We start from the raw sequence: 20,631 nt of genomic DNA, 5'->3' as shown, positions 1-20,631 counted from the left end.
GGGCCGCTCCAGGTCCTTGTGTTGTCGCGCTTTCTGACGCCGAACCGGTATCCACTTCGGCGGAAAGCGCTCTAGCTCTCGGGACCGCGAGTGCGACCGCCACCACGGCTGGCCTCACCGCCCTTGCGGCCGGCGGAGGCGGCCAGGTCGCGGTCCTTGGCGAAGCTGCGCTTTTCGCCGGGCACGCTGGCGCCGCCCTTGCGGGCGATCTCGCGGCGGCGTTCGGGGTTCATGGCGGCGAATCCGCGGCGGGCGCGGGGCTTTCCGGAATCAACGCTGGGCATGGGCACTACTCTTCCTAGTCAGGCGACGAGAGGGGAGGTCTAGCGAGGCGCTCCTGGTCGACTGCTCGTCGGCGGGCAGTCGCTCAGGGTCGGGCATGGGGGTCGCTCGCCCGGTCTTTGGCGGAAGCTCTTGGTCGGGTGTTTTTTCCGGCTCGGACATGGCGTCTCGCGGGGGTTGCGGTCTGGCTAACCCACGAAGCGGAGCAGAGGTTGCGAGCTTTCTTCTGCCTTATTCGCGGCGTAGCGCCTCGATCGGGTCGAGTCGCGCCGCCCGCCAGGACGGGTAGGCTCCGAACACCAAGCCCACCAGCATGGAGAAACCCAGCGCCAGGGGTCCCGCCCAGGCGGGCACCGCGGCCGGCCAGTCGCCCAGCTTGGCGATGCCGAACGCGCCCAGGACGCCCAGCGTCAGGCCGATCAGGCCGCCGGCCAGGGACAGGGTAACCGCCTCCACCGCGAACTGGATCAGCACGTCGGAGCGCCTGGCGCCCACGGCCATCCGCAGGCCGATCTCCCGCGTGCGCTCGGTTACCGCCACCAGCATGATGTTCATGATACCGACGCCGCCCACCAGCAGGCTGACCCCGGCCACGGCGGCCAGCAGCACGGTGAAGGTGGCGATCGCCGCCTGGCTGGCCTGCAGGATGGAGGCCATGTTCTGGGTCTGGAAATCGTCGTCGTCGCCGGCGCGGATGCGGTGCGTCTCGCGCAGCAGGGCGCTGACCTCCTCCTGCACCCGGTCGAGATCCTCGGCGGTCTCGGATTTCACATAGATGGTCTGCACCGTGTCGCCACGGCTGCGCCGCCCGACGATCCGCGAGCGCACCGCCTCCAGCGGGCCCAGGATCAGGTCGTCCTGGTCCTGGCCGAAGCCGGACTGGCCCTTGGTCTCCAGCACGCCGACGACCTCGAAAGGCACGCTGCGCACCCGCACGCGGCGGCCCACCGGGTCGGCATCGCCCCACAGTTCGCGGGCCACGGTGGGCCCCACCACCACGACCTTGCGGCCCTGCCGGGCTTCGCGCTCGTCGAACATGCGGCCCTGGGCGATCGTCAGGTCGCGGGCGATCAAGTAGGGCGGGGTGACCCCTTCGATCCGGGTGTTCCAGTTGGCGCCCTCGGCGGCGAGCTGGGCCTGGCCGCGCACCACCGGAGCCACTGCGGCGACCCCCTCCACCTGCCGCGCAATGGCTTCAGCGTCGCCGTCGGTGAGGGAAAAGCCCTGGCCAGCGCCGGCGCTGGCGAAGCCGCCACCGCGCTGGAAGTTGGGGCTGACGATGATCAGGTTGGAGCCCAGGCCGGCGATGGCGCCGGTTACCCGCTGCTGCGCGCCCAGGCCGATGGAGGTCATCATCACCACGGCGGCCACGCCGATCACCACGCCCAGAGAGGTCAGCGCGCTGCGCAAGGGATGGGCGACGATGGCGCCCACGGCGAACCGGATCAGCTCCCAGACCCTCATGGCGCCACCCCGTGGTCGTCTTCCACGATCAGCCCGTCGCGGAACGCCACCCGGCGGTGCGCCTGGCCCGCCACCTCGGCGTCGTGGGTCACCAGGATCAGGGTCAGGCCCTCACCGTTGAGCTGCCGGAACAGGGCCAGCACCTCCTTGCCCGTCTGGCTGTCCAGAGCCCCGGTGGGCTCGTCCGCCAGCAGCAGGTCGGGGTTGTTGGCCAGCGAGCGGGCGATGGCCACCCGCTGCTGCTGGCCGCCGGAAAGCTGGGTGGGGCGGTGGCTCTTGCGGGGTCCGAGGCCGACCCGGTCCAGCAGGCCCAGGGCGCGGTCGCGGCGCTCGGCGCGGGGGACGCCCGCGTAGATCATGGGCAGCTCGACGTTCTGCAGGGCGGTGAGCCTGGGCAGCAGCTGGAAGGACTGGAACACGAAGCCGATCCGCCGCCGCCGGAACCCCGCCAGGGCGTCGTCGTCGAACCTACCGACATCTTCTCCGTCAAAACGGTAGGCGCCGGTGGTGGGCCGGTCGAGGCCGCCCAGGATGTTCATCAGGGAGGACTTGCCAGAGCCGGAAGGCCCGACCACCGCCACGTGCTCACCGCGAGCGATCTGCAGGGTGACCCCCGCCAGAGCCGCCACCTCCTCGTCGCCCATGATGTAGACCTTCCGCAGGTCCGTGATCTCGATCATTGGGCTACATGCGCATCCGGTTCGGACCGCCGCCGCCGCCGCTACCGGGCGGGCCGCCACCGAACCCCACACGCGCCTGGATCTTGCCCTTGGGGCCGCCGCCGACGATCACCTGGTCGCCGGCCTTCAGCGGGCCAATGATCTCGGTGTTGGTCCCGTCCGTCACCCCGACCCGCACCGCAAGCGGCGTGGGCTTTTCGTCGCGCAGCACATGGACCACCCCGCCGCGCAGGCCGCCACGGGCCCCGCCGCCCTGGGCCAGGGTGGCGCGCAGAACGGTGAGCTTGGCCTTCTGGGCAGGCTTCAGAGAGGGCTCCAGCCTGGCGAAGGCGTCGGCCATGGACTTGCGCATGGCCTCGCGCAGCTTCGCCCGGTCGCTCCCGGCCGAGGCCATGGCGGACTGTCGGGCTGTGCGCATCTCGGCCTGGATGGCGTCCCACTTGCGGCGCTGCCCGGCGTCTAGGTCGAGCTGTTCGACCACCCGGCCCATGCCGCCACGCTGGGCGCCCTGGCCACCGCCGCCGGGTCCCCCGACACCTGCGCCGCCGCCGGGCGGCCCGCCCAAGCCCCCGGCGCGGGGCCCGGCGTTCTCCGACGGCGGGGTCCAGCGCAGGGCCGCGGCCGGCACCTTCAGCACATTGGGCCGGATCTCCAGCACGATGTCGGCGTTGGCGGTCATGCCGGGCAGCAGCCTGCCCTGGGGATTGTCGGCCTCGGCGATCACCGTATAGGCGACCACGTTTTGCTCGGTGGTGGGCTGCTTGCGCACCTGGGTCACCACGCCCTCGAAGTTGTCGTCCGGGAAGGCGTCCACGGTGAAGCGGACCCGCTGGCCTTCCTGCACCTGGCCGATGTCAGCTTCGTCCACGGAAATCTTCACCTGCACCTTGGACAGGTCCTGAGCGATCCGGAACAGCACCGGCGCCTGGAAGCTGGCGGCCACGGTCTGGCCGGGCTCCACGGTGCGGTCGACCACCACCCCGTCGATCGGCGAGACGATGGTGGTGCGCGACAGATCGACCCGCTGACTGCGCAGGGAGGCCTGGCTCTGGCCGATGCGGGCGCGGGCGGCTTCGACGCCGGCCTGGGCGTTGCGGAAGGCCGCGGTGGACTGGTCCAGCACCGAGGGCGAATAGATGCCCTGGCTCACCAGTTCCTTCTTGCGGTTGAAGTCGGCCTGGCTGTTGGCCAGCTGGGCCTGCGCCTGGCGCAGGGACGCGACGCCGGCGGAAACATCGGCCTGACCCTGGGCCACCCGGCTCTCATAGGTCTGCGGATCGAGAGTCGCCAGGGTCTGTCCGGCCCGGACCTGATCGTTGAAGTCCACCAGCACCTGACGGATCAGGCCGGAAATCTGCGACCCCACCTCCACCGTGACCAGGGCTTCGAGCGTGCCTGAGGCCGACACCGCGCGGGTGATCGCGCCACGCTCGACGGCGGCGAAGCGGTAGGGATCCTTGGGTTCCGTCGGCCGCATCTGGCAGGCCACCACCGCGGCCAGCACCAGGGCGATGACGCCCAGCGCGATCAGCAGCGGCCGGGAAAGCCCGAGCAGGCGGCGGCGGGCGGCGGGGGTCGGGCTCATGCGTCCTCGGAGAATCTCAGGGCGACAGTTCTACCGCCGCCGACACCTTCACCATTGGGGCGTTGCGGATCGATTTCACCGCCGGGCGCGGGGTTACGCCGCCGCAACATCCTCAGAGGGGGAGCTGCACCCGCGCCGTCAGGCCGCCGCCGGCCCGGTTGACCAAGGCGACATCGCCGCCGTGGCCGCGGGCGATGGAGCGCACCACCGCCAGGCCCAGGCCCATGCCGCCGGTCTGCCGGCTGCGCGAGGGTTCCCGACGATAGAACGGCTCGAACACCCGCTCGGAGTCCTGCGGTGGAATCCCCGGGCCGTCGTCGTCGATCTCCACGAAGGCGCTGGCGGAGTCGGCGAACACCCGCGCCCGGGCCCGGCCGCCATACTTCACGGCGTTCTCCAGCAGGTTCGAGAACAGCCGGCGCAGCGCCATGGGGTCGCCATCGAGCACCACCCGCTCACCGGCGGCCACCTCCGTCTCCGCGCCGGTCTCGGCCATCTCGTCGCATAGGCTCTCCAGGAGGGACGACAGCTCCAGCGGGGTGCGCTCGCCAGGACGGCTGGCGTCGCGCACGAAGTTGAGCGTGGCGGCGATCATCTCCTCCATCTGGTCGATGTCGGCGGACATCTTGGCGCGCTGCTCCTCCGGCAGGCCCTCGATGCGGAAGCGCAGGCGGGTCAGGGGGGTGCGCAGGTCGTGGGCGATCGCCGCCATCATCGCAGTGCGGTCCTCGACGTAGAGGCGCAGCCGGTGCTGCATGTCGTTGAAGGCGCGCACCGCCACGCTGATCTCCGCCGGGCCCTTCAGCGTCAGGGGCGCGGCGCGGGGGTCGCGGCCCAGCCGCTCGGCGGCGTCGGCGAACAGGCGGATGGGGGCGGAGAGCCGGCGCGCGAAGATGTAGGCCACCGGCGCCATGGCCACCGCGGAGAGGAAGAACCACAGCACCAGCCGCTGCTGCCAGCCGGCCAGGCCAAACGCCGGCTGCGGCCGCACGGTGGTCCAGCGGCCGTCCGCCTGGCGGATCGCCACCTGGAACGGGTCGATGAGGAAATGCTCCTCGCGTACGCCCTCGCGGGCGATGCGTTCGCGGATGGTGCGCGCGACCCGGCGGTCGGAGAGGGGCCCGCGGTCGCCGGCGATGACGATCCGGTCGGTGGTAACCCCCAGATCAAGGGCGATCTGTGCACGGATCTGCGGCATCAGCCCGCCCTCCATGGCGGGGCCGGGCGCCTTGTCGAGAGTGATTCGCTCCAGAGGCCGGCGTTCCACGAAGGCGGGCGCCGCGCCGCGGAAGGTCTGTGCGATCTCGCTGAGCCGATAGAAGTCGGGGGCAGGGGGCGGCAGGTTGAACAGCAGGAAGATGCTGATCGCCCAGGCGGCCACCAGGGTCAGGCCGGTGAGCGTCAGCATCTGCACGAACAGGGACGCGGTGGGCCTGACGCCCGCCAGCGGTTTCACGCCCGTTTGACCTTGGCGGTGAACATGTAGCCCTCGTTGCGGATCGTGCGGATCAGATCCTGGCCGCCGCCGCCGTCGTCGAGCTTGCGGCGCAGGCGGCTGATCTGCACGTCGATGGCGCGGTCGAAGGCGTCGGAGTCGGGGCCCCGGGCGAATTCCAGAAGCTGGTCGCGGGTCAGCACCCGCTGGGGCCGCTCCACGAAGGCGCGCAACAGCGAGAACTCGCCCGACGACAGGTTCACCACCACGCCCTGCGGCGAGCGCAGTTCGCGGCGCACCAGGTCCAGCCGCCAGCCGGCGAATTCGCAGCCCGCGTCGACCCCGGCCCCGGAGGACCGCTGCTCGGCGCGGCGCAGAACCGCCCGGACCCGGGCCAGCAGCTCGCGGGGATTGCAGGGCTTGGCCAGGTAGTCGTCAGCCCCCAGCTCCAGGCCGACGATGCGGTCGGTGTCCTCGCCCATGGCCGAGAGCATGATGATCGGCGGGGCCCGGTCGCCCACCGCCAGCCGCCGGCAGATGGCCAGGCCGTCCTCGCCCGGCAGCATCACGTCCAGCACGATCAGGTCGACCGGCCCGCGCTCCAGCGCCTGGGCCATCTCCTGGGCGTCGCCGGCGGTCTCGACCTTGTAGCCGTGCTTGCCCAGGAAGTCGGAGACCAAGTCGCGGATGCCCGGATCGTCGTCCACCATCAGGATACGGGCGCCGGCCAGCGCCATGTCAGTCGAAGGCTCCATGCCCGACACAGTGTCGGGCCGGCGTAACACTCGGATTTCGCGCCTGTAACGGGGTCACGACTGCGACAACACGGCGTCGGCCACAAAGGGATTGGTCAGGCGCTCCTGGCCGAAGGTGGACATCGGCCCGTGCCCGGGCACGAAGCGCACGTCGTCGCCCAGCGGCCAGAGTTTGCCGGTGATCGAGGCGATCAGGTCGGCGTGGTTGCCCCGCGGAAAATCCGTGCGACCAATGGAGCCCTGGAAGAGCACGTCGCCCACCTGGGCGAACCGCGCCTGGCGGTGGAAGAAGATCACGTGGCCCGGCGTGTGGCCGGGGCAGTGCAGCACCTCGAACTCTGTCTCGCCCAGGGTCACCGTGTCGCCGTCGCCCAACCAGCGGTCGGGGGTGAACGCGCGAGCCTCGGGCATGCCCCAGCGGGCCCCCGACGCAGTGATCTCGTCGATCCAGAAGGCGTCGTCGGGGTGCGGGCCCTCGATGGGAACACCGGTGGCCTCCTTGAGCGCCTGCGTGCCGCCGGCGTGGTCCAGGTGGCCATGGGTGATCCAGATCTTCTCCAGGGTGAGGTTCTGGTCCTTGAGCGCCTGCAGGAGGCGCGGGACCTCGCCGCCGGGGTCGATGATGGCGGCCTTCAGCGTTCTGGCGCACCACACGAGGGTGCAGTTCTGCTGCAGGGGCGTCACGGGCGCGATCAGGGCGCGGATCGCCAGCGGGGTCCGGGGGGCGTTCATGCGTCCCTATGATCGGCGTTCGGCGGACAAAATAAAAGCCCGCCCACATCCCTCCCCACGACGAGGAGGGATGGGTCTATCTTTAAAGGCTTAGAGCGTGACAGGCGCCGAAACCGGTATCCACTTTCGGCTGTCACGCTCTAGGCGTGGCCGTCATCCAGGCCGTGGACGATGGCTTGGGCGGGACCGGGGCCTGCGCCCTGGTCGTCGTCGATCTGCGGCAGGCCTTTGCCCAGCCGTGAGTTGCGGTAGCCATAGAGGATGTAGATCAGCGCCCCGACCACCCCGTAGCCACCCAGGATGTAGGCCGGGATGGTGTCGCCGGTGGCGGCCTTGCGGAACACGTCCTCGATCAGCGGTCCGGCCATCACGGCGGCGAAGAAGATGCCGCCCAGGGGCGCGGTGCCGATCCAGACCCGGTCGGCGCGGCTGCGCCAGGTCATCGCCAGCCACAGGAGGCCGCCGGCCACCACCACCAGGGCGCCTGCCGTGGTCCAGGTGCTCTCCAGCAGGAACCGGAAGAAGCCCAGCAGCAGGAAGGCCATGACCACCGCCACGACGATCATCACCGGCTTGGTGACGTAGCCGCCGCCCAGGGGCACGCGGAACGGGCGTATCAGGTCAGGGTGGGTGGTGCGCAGATACATGACGCTGAGGCAGACGATGCCGAAGGCGCAGGCGGTGCCCAGGCTGACCAGGTCGCCCAGGATGGTGATCGGCAGCAGCGAGGCGGTGACCGCGATGATCACCCCCAGGACAATGGTGCCAATCCAGGGCGTGCGGAACTTGTCGTGCAGGGTGGCGAAGAACCGGGGCAGCAGGCCGTCCCGGGCCATGGCGTAGAACACCCGGCTCTGGCCGTAGGTGAGGATCAGCATGACCGAGGTCAGGCCGGCCACCGCGCCCACCTTGATGAGCAGGGCGAACCAGGTGATGCCCATCTGGTCGACCGCGAGCGCGATCGGGGCGGCGACGCCCAGCTCGCGGAACGGCACCACGCCGGTGAGCACGGCGGCGACCAGCATGTAGATGACCGTGCAGACGATCAGCGAGCCCAGGATGCCGATGGGAATGTCGCGCTGCGGGTTCTTGGCTTCCGCGGCGGCCGTCGAGACGGCCTCGAAGCCCACATAGGCGAAGAAGATCACCGACGCGGCCCGGAAGATGCCCGGCACCCCGTATTTGAACCCACCCTCGTTGGCCGGCACGAAGGGCTGCCAGTTCTCGATGTTGATGAAGCCGATGCCGAAGCCGATGAACAGCAGCAGCACGCCCACCTTGATGAACACGATGACGTTGTTGACCGAGGCGGATTCGGAGACGCCCAGCACCAGCAGGCCGGTGACCGCCAGGATGCCCAGCGCCCCAAGGATGTTGGCGCCGCCGCCGGCCACGAAAGTCAGCAGGCCGTCCGCGCCGGCCGTGGCCTGCACGTAGGACGTGGTCAGGGTGGCTGGGATCAACACGCCAAAGTTGGCCAGCAGGCTGACCACATTGCCGGACCAGCCGGCCGCCACGGTGGCTGCGGCGACCCCGTACTCGAGCACCAGCAGCCAGCCCATCACCCAGGCGAACAGCTCGCCCAGCGTCGTGTAGCTGTAGGTGTAGGCCGAGCCCGCCACCGGCATGGTGGAGGCCAGCTCCGCGTAGCAGAGGCCCGCGAACACGCAGGCGAAGAAGGCGACGATGAAGGAGAGCACCACCGCCGGGCCGGCGAAGTTGGCCGCCGCATTGCCGGTCATGACGTAGATGCCGGCGCCGATGATGCAGCCGATGCCCAGAAGCACCAGGTTCATGGCCCCCAGGGTGCGTTTCAGCCCGTGCGTCTCCGACTCCCGCTGCACCTGTTCGATGGATTTACGAAGAAAGAGCCTGTTCCCGCGTGGGGCGGCGTCTGCGCTCATATTGGTCGATCCCCCTTGGGCCGGCGACGGCGCCGGCCGGTTGGTATTGGGGCGGACGTTAGAGAGCCCCACACGTTCAGGCAACGCCCCCCGCGTGACCGCGCCGGAAAGCGCCGCTATGGCGGGGGAAGATGTTGCCGGTCCACGAGATTCTGCCCGATCTGAAGGCCGCGCTGCGGGCCGGTTGCGCCTGCGTGCTGGTGGCCCCGCCCGGAGCCGGCAAGACCACCCTCGTGCCCCTGGAGCTGCTGAGCGAGCCCTGGACGGCGGGGGGCAGGATCATCGTGCTGGAGCCCCGGCGCCTGGCCGCCCGCGCCGCCGCCGAGCGGATGTCGGCGACGCTCGGTGAGCCGGTGGGCGCCACAGTGGGCTTCCGCGTGCGGATGCAGTCCAAGGTCTCCGCCGCCACCCGCATCGAGGTGGTCACCGAGGGCGTCTTCGCCCGGATGATCCTGGCCGATCCGGAGTTGGCCGGCGTGGCCTGCGTGATCTTCGACGAGTTCCATGAGCGCAGCCTCGACGCCGACCTGGGCCTGGCGCTGGCCCGGGACGCGCAGGCCCTGTTGCGGCCGGACCTGCGCCTGCTGGTCATGTCGGCGACCCTGGACGGCGCCGCGGTGGCCCGCCTGCTGGGCGACGCGCCGGTGATCGAGAGCCAGGGCCGCGCCTTTCCCGTGGTCACCCACTACCTGGGTCGCGACGATCGCCTGCGCCTGGAAGACCGCGTTGTCCGCGCCGTGGAGCGCGCCCTGGCCGAGGAGACCGGCAGCCTGCTGGTGTTCCTGCCGGGGCAGGGGGAAATCCTGCGCACCGCCGAGCGTCTGGCCGAGCGGGTGCGCCGCCCCGACGTGGACATCGCGCCGCTGTACGGCGCCCTCGATCCCCGCGACCAGGACCGCGCCATCGCCTCCGCCGCCGAGGGCCGTCGCAAGGTGGTGCTGGCCACCTCCATCGCCGAAACCAGCCTGACCATCCAGGGCGTCCGCGTAGTGATCGACGCCGGCCAGGCTCGGGTTCCCCGGTTCGATCCGGCCAGCGGCCTGACCCGGCTGGCCACCGTCCGCGTCAGCCGCGCCGCCGCCGACCAGCGCCGCGGCCGGGCGGGGCGCACGGCGCCGGGGGTCTGCTACCGCCTGTGGGACGAGGCCGAGACCCGGGCCCTGCCGGCTTTCGCCGACCCGGAGATCCTTGACGCCGACCTCTCCGGCCTGGCCCTGGACCTGGCCAGGTGGGGCGCCCGGGACGCTCACGCGCTCGCCTTCCTCGATCCGCCGCCCACAGCGGCCTTCGGCGAGGCCCGTCTGCTGCTCCGGCGGCTGGAGGCGCTCACCGACGACGGCGTCCTCACCGCCCACGGCCGGGCTCTGGCCGACGTGCCGCTGCCGCCCCGGCTGGCGCACATGGTGCTGAAGGCCGCCGACACCGGCCAGGCGCCCCGCGCGGCTCGGATCGCGGCGCTGGTCACCGAGCACGGCCTGGGTGGGCGCGACGCCGACCTGCGCCACCGGCTGGAAGGATTGGCCCGCGACCGCTCTCCGCGGGCCCGCGACGCCCAGGCCCTGGCCGACCGCTGGGCCAGGCTGGCCGGCAAGCCGGGGCGGAGCGAGCCCCTGTCGGACGGCCTGCTGCTGGCCTTCGCCTATCCTGAGCGGGTGGCCAAGGCGCGGGGCGGGCAGGGGGAATTCCAGCTGGTCAGCGGCCGCGGCGCCTTCGTGGAGCCTACCGATGCGCTGGCCCGCGAACCCTGGCTGGCGGTGGCCGAGCTGGGTGGCGGCGAGCGGCGCGACCGCATCCTGCTGGCCGCCCCCCTGGCGGAGGACGAACTGATCGCAGCCTTCGCCGGCCAGCTCGAAACCGAGGACCGCCTGGAGGAGAGCGGGGCCGGGCGCCTGCGGGCCAAGCGGCTGACACGCCTGGGCCGGCTGACGCTGCGCGAGGAGATCGACGACAACCCCGACCCGGCGCTGATCGCCGCCGCCTTGACCGACCGGGTGCGCCGCGAGGGCGTCGGCGTGCTGCCCTGGGGCGAGGCGGCGAAGTCCCTGCGCCAGCGGGTCGCGTTTCTGCGGGCGCAGGACCCGACCTGGCCGGATCTGTCGGACCAGGGCCTGGCCGAACAGCTCGACGACTGGCTGGCGCCCGTCCTGCCAGGTGTCCGCAGCCTCGCATCGCTGAGGCCCGATGCGCTGGATGGGGCGCTCAGGACCCTGGTCCCCTGGGACCGCCAGCGGGCAATGGACGCCCTGGCGCCCCTGCGCTGGACCGCGCCCACCGGCAACGCCTTCGCCATCGACTACGCCGCCGAGGGTGGACCCCGGGTGGACGTGCGGGTGCAGGAGGTGTTCGGCCTGGCGGAGCACCCCCGGGTGGCAGGCCTGCCGCTGACCCTTTCGCTCTTGTCGCCGGCCCACCGCCCGATCCAGACCACCCAGGACCTGCCGGGCTTCTGGAAAGGGTCCTGGAAGGACGTGCGCACCGATATGCGGGGCCGCTATCCGCGCCACGTCTGGCCGGAGGACCCCTCTGTCGCGGCTCCCACCAGCCGGGCCAAGCCGCGGGGGACCTAGGCGGTCACCGCGTAGATCATCACGCCGGTTGCCACGGCCAGGTTCAGGCTGTCGGCGCGGCCGCGCATGGGGATCTTGACGCCCACGTCGCAGAGGCCGGCCATCTCCGGCGGCAGGCCCTGCTGTTCGTTGCCCATGAGGATCATGGTCGGGCGGGCATAGGGCTGGGCGCGGTAGTCCACGGTGGCGCTGAGCAGGGCGCCCACCACCGAGCCCGGCCAGCCGGCCCGCCAGGCGGTGAACTCGGCCTCGGTGGCGCGGATCAGCGGCACGGCGAAGATCGAGCCCATGGTGGCGCGCACCGCCTCCACCGAATAGGGGTCGCAGCACTCGCCCACCAGGATCACTCCGCCGCAGCCAGCGGCGTCGGCGGTGCGCACGATGGTCCCCAGGTTGCCGGGATCGCGCACCCGGTGCAGGGCGACCCAGCAGGCGGCGTCGGAGGGCGCCACGTCCTCCAGGGGCCGGAACACCTGCCGGAACACCCCCACCACCGCCTGCGGATTGTCCCGGCGGGAGACCTTGGCGAGGATCTCCTGGGTGACCTCGATGACCTCGCCGCGGCCGGCCAGGGTCGCCTCCACCGCCTGCCGCAGCAGCGGGTGGTCGCCGGCTTCGGCGCCGTGCAGCAGGACCTTCGGTGCGTGGCCGGTCTCGACGCCCTCGGTGACGGTCTTCAGCCCCTCGGCCACGAACAGGCCGGTGGCGTCGCGGCTTTTGCGCAGATGCAGGGCGCGCACCGCCTTGACCGTCGGGTTGGTCAGGGAGGTGACGGTGCGCCCGCTCACGGCGCCCACCGGGCGTAGAACGACATGCCGATCTGGCGCTGGCCGCCGTCCTGAACCAGGGCCAGTTCGCCCCACTCGATGGTCCCGCCGCGGTGCGCCAGCTTCTCCGACAGCAGCCCCGAAAGCGCCGCGCCGGAGATCCGCTCGGCATAGGCGTTGAGGATAAAGAACGCGGCGTTTTCCGAAAGAAGTTCAGCACATAGACCAGCAAGCTCAGGCAAGTCCTCGAACAGTCGCCAGACCTCACCGGCCGGCCCACGGCCGTACTTCGGGGGGTCGAGGATGATCCCGTCGTAGCGGGAGCCACGACGCACCTCGCGTTGCACGTACTTGCGGGCGTCCTCGGTGATCCAGCGGATCGGCCGGTCGGCCAGCCCGGAAAGCTCGGCGTTCTCCCGCGCCCACTGGATGGCCTTCTTCGACGCGTCCACATGGGTCACGGCGGCGCCCGCCGCCGCCATCACCAGGCTGGCGACGCCCGTATAACCAAACAGGTTCAGCACCCTGGGCTGTGTCCGGGCGCGCACCGCGGCCTCCAGGAACGCCCAGTTGGCCGCCTGCTCGGGAAAGAACGCCAGGTGCCGAAAGGCGGTGAAGCGGGCCTTGAACTTCGCCTCGCCCCAGGCCAGCGGCCAGGTCTCCTTTGGCTGTTCGCGGAAACGCCAGCGGCCGGCGTCCTCCTCGTCGGTGGGATCGAACACCGCGTCGGCGGCCTCCCAGGCCTCGGCGGCCAGGCTGGGGGTCCACAGGCACTGCGGCTCGGGCCGCACGACGGTGTAGGGGCCGTAGCGTTCCAGCTTGCGGCCCGCGCCGCTGTCCAGCAGGGCGTAGTCGGCCCAGCCCGTGGTGCGCATCACGCCCGGGGCGGCGGCGACCTTGGGCGGAGGCGCTGAGCTCATGGGCTGCGCCTTACGGGTTCGCTCCGCAGGCGTCCAGTGCTGCGGCGCTTGGTCTTGATCTTGCGGGACTTTCCGTACCGGGACTTGTCATGCCGGTGGAATTGGGGTCCGCTGGGCCAATCCGGGCCGGGGGAAGTAAGCCGTTGACCGCAGTAGCCACCACCACCCGCCGTTCCGCCCGCAAGGCGAAGGGCGATGGCCACCTCCGCCGGGCGGAGATCCTCGAGGCCGCCGAGCGCATCTTCGTCGCCGACGGCTACGAAGGCGCCACGATCCGCAAGATCGCCGACGAGGTCGGGGTCTCCTCCACCGCCCTCTACATGCACTTCCAGGACAAGGGCTGCATCCTGCTGGAGATCTGCCAGCGGACGCTCGAGTTGCTGCTGGAGCGCAACCGCGAGATCGCCGCCAAGCCGGTGGACCCGGTGGTGCGCGTGCGCATGATGCTGGACGCCTATATGCGCTGGGGCCTGGAGCATCCAAACGCCTATCAGCTTGTCTATTCGGTGCCGCGTCCGCTATCGGCGGCCCTGTGGCCCGAGGGCACCGTCGACCTGAGCACCCAATGTTACGAAATCTTCTGCGGCGTGGTGCGCGAGATCGCCGCTTCAGGCCGCCTGCGCACCGGGGCGGCGGAAACCGCGGCCCAGGCGCTATGGATGTCCTGCCACGGGGTGGTGGCCCTGCTGGCCGCCCGCCCGGCCTTCGCCTGGGCGGACCAGGACGAACTGATCCAGGTGACCCTCGACGGGCTGATGAACGGCCTGGTGATCGACTGACGCCTGCCGTCCTGGCGGCCGGACTGGCGCTGCTGGCGCCGGTCCTGGCCCAGGCGACACCGCGGGTGCTCTCCTTTGACCAATGCGCCGACCAGTACGTCCTGGCGCTCAGCCCCCGCGACGCCATCGTCGGCCTCTCCACCCGCGCCGACGACGCCGACTCGCGGCTGCGGGGGCTGGCCCGGGGCCTGCCCAGGAAACGCGTCGACCTGGAGACCGCGCTGGCCGCCGAACCGCAGGTGGTGGTCCGCTACTGGGGCGGCGATCCGCGCCTGGTCCGCGCGGTGGAGACCCGTGGCGTGCAGGTGGTGACCATTGAGGACGCCGCCGATTTCCATGGGGTGCGGGCCAATATCCGCCGGGTGGCGCGGGCTCTGGAGCAGCCAGGGCGGGGTGAGGCGCTGATCGCCCGCATGGACGCCCGGCTGGCCGCGGCCGCCGGCGCCTGGCGCGGGGCGAGCGCGCTCTACCTGACCCCCAGCGGCGTGACCTCCGGCCCCGGCACCCTGGTGGACGCCATCCTGCGCGCCGCGGGCCTGCGCAACGCGGAGACCCGACCGGGCTTCCAGACCGTCTCCCTGGAAGGCCTGGCGCTGAAGCCGCCAGGAACCCTGGTGCTGGGCTTCTTCGACACCTTTCAGCTGGCCGGCGATAGCTGGGGCCCAGGCCGGCACCGGGTGCTGAAGCGGGTGGTGCGTGGGCGCGCCGCCGCCAGCCTGCCCGGCGCCCTGCTGGGCTGTCCCGACTGGGGCGCCGCCGAGGCCGTAGCCCTGCTGGCCGCCAGGGCTCCCAGGTGAGGCGCGCCGCCTTCAACCTGGCGCTGGCCGCCGCTGTCCTGGGGCTCGCCGCCGCCGGCCTGCTGCTGGGCGAGACCCAGCTTACCGGCGCGCAGATCGCCCAGGCCTTCGCCGATCCCGCCTCCGGACCTGGAGAGGTGCTGTGGAGCATCCGGGCGCCGCGCACCGTCGCCGCCCTGGTGGTGGGCGCCGCCCTGGGGCTGGCCGGCGCGGTGATGCAGGGCCTGTTGCGCAACCCTTTGGCCGATCCCGGAGTGCTGGGCGTTTCCGGCGGCGCAGGCCTCGGCGCGGCCCTGGCCATCTCCCTGGGGCTCGCCGCCACCCCAGGCGCCATCGAGGGCGCGGCGCTTGCTGCGGCGCTGGCCGTGGGCATGCTGCTGACCGTGCTCTCTGCGCGGTTCCGCGAGCCGGAGACGCTGATCCTGTTCGGGGTGGCGCTGTCGGCCTTCACTGGGGCGGTGACCTCCCTGGTGTTCAACTTCTCGCCCTCGCCGGTGACCCTCGCCGAGGTGTTCTCCTGGCTGCTGGGCTCGGTGGCCAACCGCGACTGGGGCGACATCGGCCGCCAGCTGATCCCCGTGGGCCTGGGCGTGGCGCTCTGCGCCTACGCAGCCCGTGGTCTGGTCATGCTGAGCCTGGGCGAGGAGACCGCGGCGCTGTCGGGGCTGCCCATGGCCCGGCTGCGCGCCGCCGCCGTGGCCGGCGCCTCTTTGCTCACGGGAGCCTCGGTGGCCATGGCCGGGATCGTCGGCTTCGTGGGCCTGGCCGCGCCGCATCTGGTGAGGGCCGGCGCCGGCGCCGATCCCGGCCGGGTGCTGGTCCCCTCGGCCTTGGCCGGGGCGGGCCTGCTGGTGGCCGCCGACCTCGCCGCCCGGATCATCCCCACCGACCTGGAGCTGAAGCTGGGGGTGGTCACGGCCCTGTTCGGCGCGCCGCTGTTCGCCCTGATCGCCTGGCGCGCGGCGCGGAGCTGGCGCGGATGACCCCGGCGCTGGAACTCAGCAACGCCACGGTCACGCGGGCCGGGCGCATCGTCCTGGCGCAAGCGAGCCTCTGCGCGCACCCCGGCGAGGTGGTGGGCGTCGTCGGCGCCAACGGGGCGGGAAAGACCACCCTGCTGCGGGCCGCCCTTGGCCTGGCCCGCGTCGATCTGGGCTCGGCGCAACTCGGCGGTCGTGAGCTCGGCGCGATCTCCGAGGCGGAGCGCGCGGCCCTGGCCGCCTACCTGCCGCAGGAACGCCGCGTCGGCTGGAACCTGTCCGCCTGGCGAGTGGCCGGCCTGGGCGCCTTCCACCTGCCGCCACGAGAGGCGCGGGCGCGGGCCGAGGCGGCCCTGGCCCGGGTGGGGCTCAGCGGCCTGGAGACCCGTGGCGTGCTCGACATGTCCGGCGGGGAGCGGGCCCGGGCCCTGCTGGCCCGGCTGCTGGTGACCGCCGCGCCCCTGCTGGTGGCGGACGAGCCCGCCGCCGGCCTCGACCCTGACGCTCAGCTCCTTGCCCTGGAGCTGTTCCGCCAGGAGGCCGCCAGGGGCGCCGCCGTGGTGTTGACCCTGCACGACCTCAGCCTGGCGGCGCGGGCCTGCGACCGGATCGTCGTGCTGCAGGCGGGGCGGGTGGTGGCCGACGGCCCGCCCGGCGAAGCGCTGGCGCCTGCGGTGCTGGCCTCAGCGTTTGGCCTGCACGGACAGCTGCAAGAGACCGCCGAGGGGCTGATGATCGTGGCGCGCCGCGCCGGCGGTTGAACGGACGCGTAACCCCTAAGGGCCGCTGGACGCCACCGAGGGCAGGGCGCCGGGATAGCTGTAGCTGCCGCGCCGAAGGTCGGAAGCCAGGGTGATCGGGGCAGAGCCGCCGTTCTGCTTGGCGCGATAGACCTGCATCCCCTCCATCACCCGCATGACGTAGTTGCGCGTCTCGGAGAACGGGATGCACTCGATGAAGTCGATGGGATCGGTGGCCCCGCCGCGCGGATCGCCGCAGAACGACGACCACTGGATGGGCCGCCCGGGGCCGGCGTTGTAGCCCGCGGTGGCCATCACGTAGGAGCCGGAGAACTGGCTCACCAACTGTCCCAGGTAGCTGGCGCCCAGGCGCATGTTGTAGTCCGGCTCGTCCAGCATGCCGGGCGAATAGCCGACGCCGATCTGCCGGGCGACGATCACCGCGGTCGAGGGCATCAACTGCATCATCCCGCGCGCGCCCACGCCGGAGCGGACCAGCGGATCGAAGCCGCTTTCCTGGCGGGTGATGCCCATGACCAGGGCGGTTTCCGGGCCGTTGGCCACCTGCGGCGGCGTGCGCACCGGATAGCCGCGGTCGGCCAGGATGAGGCCGCGCTGGGCGGCGGCGCGCACCACCTTCATGGAGGTGTCCTGGTCGCCGTAGCCGCGGACGGCGTCCACCAGCAGGACAGCCTCGGTGACATCGGGGACGATGTCGTCCTGGTGCAGGGCGAACACCTTGAAGAGGTCGCGCTGGCCCTGGTCGGCCAGGAGCCGCATGGCCTGCACGGTCTCGTGGGCCTCGAAGCGGGCGCGGTCGTCCGCGGTCGGCCGCGGATCGGCGGGCAGCACCAGCCGCTGGCCGATCTTCTCCGCGGCGAGCTGGCCGTAGAAGGTGGTCACGTGGCGGGCGCCCTCGGTGTAGAAGCCCTGGGCGGCGGCGGGGTCGCGGCGAGCGTCGGCGGCGCGGCCCTGCCAGTAGAGCGCCCGGCCGCGGGTGATCGGCGAGGCGCCGATCTGCGCCAGGGCGGCGAAGTGGCGCCCGGCGGCCTGGGGGTCGTTCAGCTTGGTGAGCGCGATCCAGCCGGCGTAGAATTCGGCGTCCGCCGCGTCGCCGCCGGTGGTGAGTCCCGAGTTGGCCGCCGCCGCATAAGCGCTGCGGGCGTCGCGGTTGCGCAGCGACGACAGCACCAGCTGGTAGCGTTCGTCCCAGATCCGCGCGGCCTGCTCCGAGGTGACGATCTCGCGAGGGAAGTTGGCGAGCTGGCCCACCGCGATGGTGTCCATGCCACGCCGGCGCATGTAGGCGGCGCGCTCGAAGGCGACGCCAGGGCTGGCGGAGGCGGAGCCGACCAGTGCGCCATGCAGGTCGTTGGCGTTGCTCGCGTTGGCGCGTAGCGCGATGCGCGCCTGGGCCGCGGCCTGCGCGTCGGCCGGCAGCAGGGCGACGATATCGCGGGTGGCCGGGCCGTGCGGGCCATAGAGCATCACGTCGGCGCGCCGGGCATGGTCGTCCATGGTCAGGACGTCGGCGAAGCGGGCCAGGAAGCTGCGCTGGGCGTCGGCCTCGAAACTCTTGTCGCGCCACCAGCGGCGCACCAGGGCTGTGGCCGGTTGTGGCTGGCCCTGCATGCGGTAGGCCTGGGCCAGAGCCAGGGCGCCATAGGCGCTCTGCGGCTCGGCGCCGGCGAACCATTCGACCACCTGGGCCGGGGTCTTGCCCGAGATCTCCAGCAGCTTTTCGGCGGCGATCTGCCGGCGGGCTGGCCGGGGCCACCCCAGCAGCTCGCGTCGGGCCTGGTCGATCTCGTAGAAGCTCAGGGCCTCGGCGTTGGCATCCACCAGACCCCAGGTGGCCGTCTTGCGGGCCACCGTATCGCCGATCCCGGCGATGGCGCTGCGGGCGCCGGTGACGTCGCCGCGCTTGTTGGCGGCCATGGCCATCCCGAACGCCTGGGCGTCGGCATAGGACAGCGGCCGCTGCACGCTCTGGGCAGGCTGCTGGATGAGGCGATAGGTGGGGGCAGGCACGGGCTGGCCGAGAATCTGGCCGATGGGATCGGCGGGCTGGGCGCGCGCGCCCGCGCTGGCCAGCAGGACGGTGCTGGCGACCAGGATTGCCTTGCGGGCCTTACGGTGCAATCGACGCCCCCGGAGGTTCACGGAACAACGGACGTTGCGGGCCAACCCCGCACCGCCATATTGTCCGGCCAATTCTGAACGTCGCCACAACAGGCGACCTATTCACGGCTTTTTACAGACCATGTCCGACCCAATGTTCAAGGGCGTCCTGCCGGCGCTCGTCACCCCGTTCCGAAACGGGGAAATCGACGAGGCCGCTTTCACCGCCCTGGTAGAACGCCAGATCGCGGCGGGCGTTCACGGGCTTGTTCCCGTGGGCACCACCGGCGAGACGGCGACCCTCTCCCACGACGAGCACCGCGCGGTGGTGGAGCTTTGCGTGAAGACCGCCGCAGGCCGCGTGCCGGTGGTGGCCGGCGCCGGCTCCAACGCCACGGCCGAGGCCATCGAGCTGGTCCGCCACGCCAAGACGGTGGGCGCCGATGCGGCCCTGGTGGTGACGCCTTACTATAACCGCCCAAGTCAGGAAGGCCTCTACGCCCACTACGCCGCGATCAATGACGCGGTTCAGCTGCCCGTGCTGATCTACAACGTGCCGGCGCGCACCAGCGTCGACATCTCCAACGACACCCTGGCCCGGCTGGCCAAGCTGCCGAACATGGTGGGGATCAAGGACGCCACCGGCGACCTCGGCCGGGCCAGCGTCCAGCGGCTGACCTGCGGCGAGGGCTGGACGATGCTGTCCGGCAACGACAACACGGCCCTGGGCTACATGGCCCACGGCGGCCACGGCTGCATCTCGGTGACCGCCAATGTGGCGCCCGAACAGTGCGCTGACTTCTACAACGCCGTCCTGGCGGGCGACTGGTCGGGCGCGCTCTACGCTCAGGACCGGCTGATCCGCCTGCACCACGCCCTGTTCACCGACGCCTCGCCCGCGCCCGCCAAGTTCGCCCTGGCTCACCTGGGCCTCTGCGCCGAGGACGCGCGGCTGCCCATAGTGGCGGCCTCGGAAGCTTCGCGGGCCGAGGTGCTGGAAGCCCTGCGCGACGCCGGCGTCATCTGATGGTCGGCAAGCTGATCGCCGAGAACCGACGCGCGCGGTTCGACTACTTCCTGGAGGAGAGCTTCGAAGCCGGCCTGGCGCTCACCGGCTCGGAGGTGAAGTCCCTGCGCAATGGCCGCGCCAACATCGCCGAGAGCTACGCGGCTGTGGAGGGCAACCAGATCATGCTGGTGAACGCCGACATCCCGCCCTACGCCCAGGCCGGTCCGCACTTCAACCACGAGCCGCGGCGGCACCGGAAGCTGCTCCTCAAGCGCAAGCAGATCGACAAGCTGATCGGCGCCGTCCAGCGCGAGGGCCGCACGATCATCCCCACCAAGCTCTACTGGAACGAGCGCGGCCTGGCGAAGCTGGAGATCACGCTAGCCAAGGGCAAGAAAGAACACGACAAGCGCGAGGCCACCGCCCAGCGCGACTGGCAGCGCGACAAGGCCCGGCTGATGCGGGACAAGGGCTGAGGTGGACATCGCGGCCATCGAGCGCGCCACGGTTGAAGGCGTCGCGCCCGCCAAGCTTGTGGAGATCGACGGCTGGCTGGTCCCACTGGACGCAGGCCCGATCGGCCGAGCGAAGAGCGCCGTGCCGCTGAGCCACACGGCCGGCGCTGACGCTCTGAGCGGCATCGAGGCCGCCTACTGGACCGAGGGGCTGACGCCGGCCTTCCGCATAGCCGAGGCGCGCGGGTTGGCGCCGGTGCAGGCGGCGCTCGCCACCCGCGGCTATGCTGGCGCCAAGCCCACGGTGGTGAAGGTCGGGGATGTGGGGCGCCTAGCCACCCTTCGAGACACCCCTGGCGAGATCCTCGAGCGGCCTGACGCGGCGTGGGGCGCGGTCTTCCTTGGCGAGGGGTTCGACCCTGAGGAGGGCGCCAGCCGGGTGGCTGCGCTGAGCCGTTCGCCGGACGCTGTCTACGCCCAGGTGCGCGAAGACGGCCGGACGGTGGCGGTGGGGGTCGCCACCTTCGGCCATGGCTGGGCCGGCGTGCACGGGATGCGCACCGCCCAGGCGCGCCGCGGGCGGGGCCTGGCCAGCCAGGTGCTGGCCGCCCTGGGGCAGGCCATCGCGGCGCGCGGCGTGGATCAGGTCTTCCTGCAGG

At 71.8% G+C, this 20,631-nt stretch carries 19 protein-coding genes; 8 read left to right on the top strand and 11 right to left on the bottom strand.

Features of this window, described 5'->3' with window-relative positions; all coding sequences use genetic code 11:
• Window positions 1–71 precede the first annotated feature (71 nt).
• The 8 genes from ACLL81_RS02120 to ACLL81_RS02085 all read right to left on the bottom strand — a co-directional run bounded on the left by ACLL81_RS02120 (window position 72) and on the right by ACLL81_RS02085 (window position 8,837).
• Entirely contained in the window at window positions 72–284 is a 213-nt protein-coding gene (locus ACLL81_RS02120) for a general stress protein (protein ID WP_411286696.1), read from the bottom strand.
• Between the two features lie 229 nt (window positions 285–513).
• On the bottom strand, window positions 514–1,746 hold the full coding sequence (locus ACLL81_RS02115) for an ABC transporter permease (protein WP_411286695.1): 1,233 nt from the start codon (window positions 1,744–1,746) through the stop codon (window positions 514–516).
• Entirely contained in the window at window positions 1,743–2,426 is a 684-nt protein-coding gene (locus ACLL81_RS02110) for an ABC transporter ATP-binding protein (protein ID WP_411286694.1), read from the bottom strand. The genes ACLL81_RS02115 and ACLL81_RS02110 overlap by 4 nt, the downstream gene beginning before the upstream one ends.
• A 4-nt stretch (window positions 2,427–2,430) precedes the next feature.
• Window positions 2,431–4,011, bottom strand: coding sequence for an efflux RND transporter periplasmic adaptor subunit (locus ACLL81_RS02105; RefSeq protein WP_411286693.1), 1,581 nt, complete (start codon window positions 4,009–4,011; stop codon window positions 2,431–2,433).
• Between the two features lie 112 nt (window positions 4,012–4,123).
• A complete protein-coding gene (locus ACLL81_RS02100) occupies window positions 4,124–5,467 on the bottom strand; it encodes an ATP-binding protein (RefSeq protein WP_411286692.1) in 1,344 nt (447 codons plus the stop codon).
• Window positions 5,464–6,201, bottom strand: coding sequence for a response regulator (locus ACLL81_RS02095; RefSeq protein WP_411286691.1), 738 nt, complete (start codon window positions 6,199–6,201; stop codon window positions 5,464–5,466). The genes ACLL81_RS02100 and ACLL81_RS02095 overlap by 4 nt, the downstream gene beginning before the upstream one ends.
• Before the next feature lie 54 nt (window positions 6,202–6,255).
• Complete coding sequence (locus tag ACLL81_RS02090) at window positions 6,256–6,933, bottom strand: MBL fold metallo-hydrolase (protein WP_411286690.1); 678 nt, start codon at window positions 6,931–6,933, stop codon at window positions 6,256–6,258.
• A 140-nt stretch (window positions 6,934–7,073) separates the two neighbouring features.
• A complete protein-coding gene (locus ACLL81_RS02085; protein WP_411286689.1) occupies window positions 7,074–8,837 on the bottom strand; it encodes an amino acid permease in 1,764 nt (587 codons plus the stop codon).
• A gap of 131 nt (window positions 8,838–8,968) precedes the next feature.
• Here ACLL81_RS02085 and hrpB point away from each other — a divergent pair, with 131 nt between their 5' ends.
• Window positions 8,969–11,404, top strand: coding sequence for an ATP-dependent helicase HrpB (gene hrpB, locus ACLL81_RS02080; protein ID WP_411286688.1), 2,436 nt, complete (start codon window positions 8,969–8,971; stop codon window positions 11,402–11,404).
• On the opposite strand, the gene ACLL81_RS02075 is transcribed toward hrpB, so the two are convergent.
• Window positions 11,401–12,192 (bottom strand): TrmH family RNA methyltransferase, encoded by a 792-nt coding sequence (locus tag ACLL81_RS02075; protein WP_411286687.1) that lies wholly within the window; start codon window positions 12,190–12,192, stop codon window positions 11,401–11,403. The genes hrpB and ACLL81_RS02075 overlap by 4 nt on opposite strands.
• Window positions 12,189–13,091, bottom strand: coding sequence for a class I SAM-dependent methyltransferase (locus ACLL81_RS02070; RefSeq protein WP_411286686.1), 903 nt, complete (start codon window positions 13,089–13,091; stop codon window positions 12,189–12,191). The genes ACLL81_RS02075 and ACLL81_RS02070 overlap by 4 nt, the downstream gene beginning before the upstream one ends.
• A 143-nt stretch (window positions 13,092–13,234) precedes the next feature.
• Between ACLL81_RS02070 and ACLL81_RS02065 the strand changes: the two genes are divergently transcribed.
• From ACLL81_RS02065 to ACLL81_RS02050, 4 genes are all read left to right on the top strand, one after another.
• Window positions 13,235–13,870 carry a TetR/AcrR family transcriptional regulator gene (locus tag ACLL81_RS02065; RefSeq protein WP_411286685.1) on the top strand — a complete coding sequence of 212 codons (636 nt, stop codon included), beginning with the start codon at window positions 13,235–13,237 and terminating at the stop codon, window positions 13,868–13,870.
• A gap of 65 nt (window positions 13,871–13,935) precedes the next feature.
• On the top strand, window positions 13,936–14,667 hold the full coding sequence (locus ACLL81_RS02060; protein ID WP_411286684.1) for an ABC transporter substrate-binding protein: 732 nt from the start codon (window positions 13,936–13,938) through the stop codon (window positions 14,665–14,667).
• Window positions 14,664–15,650, top strand: coding sequence for a FecCD family ABC transporter permease (locus ACLL81_RS02055; protein ID WP_411286683.1), 987 nt, complete (start codon window positions 14,664–14,666; stop codon window positions 15,648–15,650). The genes ACLL81_RS02060 and ACLL81_RS02055 overlap by 4 nt, the downstream gene beginning before the upstream one ends.
• Window positions 15,647–16,408 carry an ABC transporter ATP-binding protein gene (locus ACLL81_RS02050; RefSeq protein WP_411286682.1) on the top strand — a complete coding sequence of 254 codons (762 nt, stop codon included), beginning with the start codon at window positions 15,647–15,649 and terminating at the stop codon, window positions 16,406–16,408. The genes ACLL81_RS02055 and ACLL81_RS02050 overlap by 4 nt, the downstream gene beginning before the upstream one ends.
• 15 nt (window positions 16,409–16,423) lie before the next feature.
• On the opposite strand, the gene ACLL81_RS02045 is transcribed toward ACLL81_RS02050, so the two are convergent.
• Window positions 16,424–18,529 (bottom strand): transglycosylase SLT domain-containing protein, encoded by a 2,106-nt coding sequence (locus ACLL81_RS02045; protein WP_411286681.1) that lies wholly within the window; start codon window positions 18,527–18,529, stop codon window positions 16,424–16,426.
• Window positions 18,530–18,650: 121 nt separating this feature from the next.
• On the opposite strand from ACLL81_RS02045, the gene dapA reads away from it, so the two are divergent.
• From dapA to ACLL81_RS02030, 3 genes are all read left to right on the top strand, one after another.
• Entirely contained in the window at window positions 18,651–19,535 is an 885-nt protein-coding gene (gene dapA / locus ACLL81_RS02040; protein ID WP_411286680.1) for a 4-hydroxy-tetrahydrodipicolinate synthase, read from the top strand.
• Entirely contained in the window at window positions 19,535–19,993 is a 459-nt protein-coding gene (smpB, locus tag ACLL81_RS02035) for an SsrA-binding protein SmpB (protein WP_411286679.1), read from the top strand. Before dapA ends, smpB begins: the two co-directional genes overlap by 1 nt.
• A 1-nt stretch (window position 19,994) precedes the next feature.
• A partial coding sequence (locus ACLL81_RS02030) for a GNAT family N-acetyltransferase (RefSeq protein ID WP_411286678.1) occupies window positions 19,995–20,631 on the top strand: 637 nt, incomplete at its 3' end.

It is taken from the genome of Phenylobacterium sp. (assembly GCF_046590535.1).
In the GTDB taxonomy this organism is placed as follows: Bacteria; Pseudomonadota; Alphaproteobacteria; order Caulobacterales; family Caulobacteraceae; genus Phenylobacterium.
The sequence above is the reverse complement of the archived record's forward strand: the minus strand, read 5'-3'. Positions and strand labels throughout refer to the sequence as shown.

What these genes read in the sequence shown, in the direction of transcription:
- ACLL81_RS02120 (WP_411286696.1), bottom strand. Translation starts at nt 284, where the DNA reads ATGCCCAGCGTTGATTCCGGAAAGCCCCGCGCCCGCCGCGGATTCGCC.
- ACLL81_RS02115 (WP_411286695.1), bottom strand. Translation starts at nt 1,746, where the DNA reads ATGAGGGTCTGGGAGCTGATCCGGTTCGCCGTGGGCGCCATCGTCGCC.
- ACLL81_RS02110 (WP_411286694.1), bottom strand. Translation starts at nt 2,426, where the DNA reads ATGATCGAGATCACGGACCTGCGGAAGGTCTACATCATGGGCGACGAG.
- ACLL81_RS02105 (WP_411286693.1), bottom strand. Translation starts at nt 4,011, where the DNA reads ATGAGCCCGACCCCCGCCGCCCGCCGCCGCCTGCTCGGGCTTTCCCGG.
- ACLL81_RS02095 (WP_411286691.1), bottom strand. Translation starts at nt 6,201, where the DNA reads ATGGAGCCTTCGACTGACATGGCGCTGGCCGGCGCCCGTATCCTGATG.
- ACLL81_RS02090 (WP_411286690.1), bottom strand. Translation starts at nt 6,933, where the DNA reads ATGAACGCCCCCCGGACCCCGCTGGCGATCCGCGCCCTGATCGCGCCC.
- ACLL81_RS02085 (WP_411286689.1), bottom strand. Translation starts at nt 8,837, where the DNA reads ATGAGCGCAGACGCCGCCCCACGCGGGAACAGGCTCTTTCTTCGTAAA.
- hrpB (WP_411286688.1), top strand. Translation starts at nt 8,969, where the DNA reads ATGTTGCCGGTCCACGAGATTCTGCCCGATCTGAAGGCCGCGCTGCGG.
- ACLL81_RS02070 (WP_411286686.1), bottom strand. Translation starts at nt 13,091, where the DNA reads ATGAGCTCAGCGCCTCCGCCCAAGGTCGCCGCCGCCCCGGGCGTGATG.
- ACLL81_RS02050 (WP_411286682.1), top strand. Translation starts at nt 15,647, where the DNA reads ATGACCCCGGCGCTGGAACTCAGCAACGCCACGGTCACGCGGGCCGGG.
- dapA (WP_411286680.1), top strand. Translation starts at nt 18,651, where the DNA reads ATGTCCGACCCAATGTTCAAGGGCGTCCTGCCGGCGCTCGTCACCCCG.
- smpB (WP_411286679.1), top strand. Translation starts at nt 19,535, where the DNA reads ATGGTCGGCAAGCTGATCGCCGAGAACCGACGCGCGCGGTTCGACTAC.